The organism is Bradyrhizobium sp. (assembly GCF_049691595.1).
Lineage (GTDB): Bacteria > Pseudomonadota > Alphaproteobacteria > Rhizobiales > Xanthobacteraceae > Bradyrhizobium.
The window spans coordinates 1-2263 of the sequence record NZ_JBAVNZ010000579.1; the positions used below are offsets into that span (position 1 = coordinate 1).

At 62.4% G+C, this 2263-nt stretch carries 1 protein-coding gene and 2 pseudogenes; 1 reads left to right on the forward strand and 2 read right to left on the reverse strand.

Annotated features, from left to right (window positions below):
* Window positions 1-288 (reverse strand): annotated as a pseudogene (locus WCE35_RS23395) (tyrosine-type recombinase/integrase); the annotation flags it as partial.
* On the reverse strand, window positions 285-1526 hold the full coding sequence (locus tag WCE35_RS23400; protein WP_424595686.1) for a tyrosine-type recombinase/integrase: 1242 nt from the start codon (window positions 1524-1526) through the stop codon (window positions 285-287). The gene WCE35_RS23400 and the pseudogene WCE35_RS23395, both read right to left, overlap by 4 nt.
* A 123-nt stretch (window positions 1527-1649) precedes the next feature.
* Here WCE35_RS23400 and WCE35_RS23405 point away from each other — a divergent pair.
* Window positions 1650-1787, forward strand: a pseudogene (locus WCE35_RS23405) (transposase domain-containing protein); the annotation flags it as partial.
* Window positions 1788-2263 lie beyond the last annotated feature (476 nt).

Here is a 2263-nt window from a genome sequence, read left to right on the forward strand (position 1 = left end):
CTTCAACCCCGGCAGCATGCCGACGGGCGGCACCTCCGTTCTCGGATCGAAGTTGGCGACATGGCGCGCGAACCCGCGCACGTCGCTCAATCTCAGCGCCCAGGATGCATGACGATCGGGCGGCAGCGTTGCCCATTCCATTGCCAGCTTCGTCGTGATGATCCTGGCTTTGCGCTTCTCCATGAAGGCGACGAAGTCGGCGAGCCGACGGGTCTGGTGCTCGTACTTGTATCCCAGTCCCTTGCGCATGCTCAGGTACTTATCGAGTGCGGAGCGCAGATTGGTCATTGCACGCCTCCCGGCCAGGGCAGGCTCAATGTTCTCAGCGCATCAATGTCGACCTTCGCGTAAATCCGGGTGGTGTCGTGGCTCTCGTGCCGCAGCAACTGTCCGATCTCCGACAAGGTCGCGCCAGATCGGAGAAGCTCGGTAGCGAGACCGTGTCGGAAGATATGGGCGCCGCGGTGTGCGCAACCTTCGATTCCAACGCGATCGAGAGCGGCCTTGGCGATCATGGTGATTGCACATCCGGAAGCAAAGCCGACGCGTGGCGCGAGTGTGCGGACGAACAACCGTCGGCACGACGACTTTGGGCGGCCATTGCGCAGATATGCAACGATGGCCGCGCCAACGTCTGGCGGTATCGGCATCCGTGCACGCTGTCGGCCCTTGGCGCGAACGAGTATCTCGCTGGCGCGCCAGTCGATATCATCGAGCGTGAGCGTCGCGACCTCGTCTGCCCGCAGGCCGAGCTTGGCCAGCAACAACAGAATGGCGTAGTCGCGCCGCCCCATCACCGTCTCTCGGTCGCAACCGTCGAGAGCCTTCCGCACCTGAGCGGCAGACAGATAGGTCGGCGGAGTTGCGAGCTTCCATCGTCGCATTGATGGAACGCAATCCGCCAACGGGCGCGCGTTCAGCCCCCGATGGTGGAGGTAACGGAGAAAGGCGCGCAACGACCAGCACATCGCCTTGCCTGTTCTCGGGCTCCAATCCTGGGCGTGGCGCTCAATGTAGCGGATCACGTCCTCTTGGCTGATCTTGCACAGGTCGCCGGCGCCGCCGGAGCACACCTCGTGCAGGAACCTGCGGATGACCGGGAGATGGCGGACGATGGACTTCGGGGCCAAGCCGCGCTCTGACCGCAGGTAGGCATCGAACTCCTTGAAGATCCGTTCGTGCGGGGTGAGAGGCGGCAGCACCAACGGCGCGATCGGGCCGTCCTCGCGCAGCACCGACAGCCATCGCTTGAGCGCGGCCCGGTCACCGGGTTGGATAGACTTCCTCCCGCCTCGATGTCGGAGGTACCGCTCAACGACCTGCTCATCGAGATCGGCCAGCTTGTAGCGACAGCCTGCGATCCAACTCAGGAGCCCGCCAACCACGTTCAGGCAACGCCATGTGCCGTGCCGAACGAGCCTCTCTTCGACGAGACGAGCGGCGTAGCGCTCGACGAGCTGTCCGTGCGGCCCGCTTCTGAGACGCCGGTACAGCCGGCTTCTGCCCAGGTACTCTTCAACTTCCATCTTCCTGTTCTCCGCTGTTGAAAGCGGAGGCACAGAACGAACTATGCCGAGCCGATCAAACGCCGGTCAGCGAGAAATCTGGGGAAAACGACCCGACTCGGCATAGTTCGGCGGGCGGCATAAACCTGCAAGCTTAACGGCGTCGAGCCCTACGCCTATCTCCATGACGTGCTCTCGCGCATGATCGATCGGCACCCGGTCAATCGTCTCGACGAATTGCTGCCGCGGGCTTGGAAAGCCGGAAATCCTGTCAAGAGCTGAGCGACGTGCAAGCTTCGGACGCTTACGGTCGGATGTTTTGCAATTTCTTACCCATTGTCGATGATCTCCTCTGTTACGACAAAGCCCTCTGATGCACGCTTGACCATGAGACACGACGACATGAACGAGTCCTGGCGCGCTGTGCAGTCTTCCGCGCTCATTGACGGCGAAGTTATGCTGCATCCAGGCAGCACGGGATCCGTCGCGGCGCATCTTTCCATGGATTGACGGAGCAGCATCACAGGCACTCCGGCGTGGTCCATCGCGCCCTTTGAGGGCGTGGCCACAGGCAAGATAGCGTGCGTTCCGTCGTCCTTGTTCTGCACCAGTCCTCTTCCGCTGTCGCGGAGCTCCGTTGTTCAACGTGTTGACGTCAATCTGTCGTTGGTTGGCTTCCGATCGGCCGTCGTCATGCGTAAGCCCCGAGCAGCTTCTTGTCCTTGGCGGCGGCGCGCGCGCTCACATCAGCGGCGCGC

Bases quoted from the DNA above. Each gene is read 5' to 3' on its own strand.
- WCE35_RS23400 (WP_424595686.1), bottom strand. From the start codon at position 1,526: ATGGAAGTTGAAGAGTACCTGGGCAGAAGCCGGCTGTACCGGCGTCTC.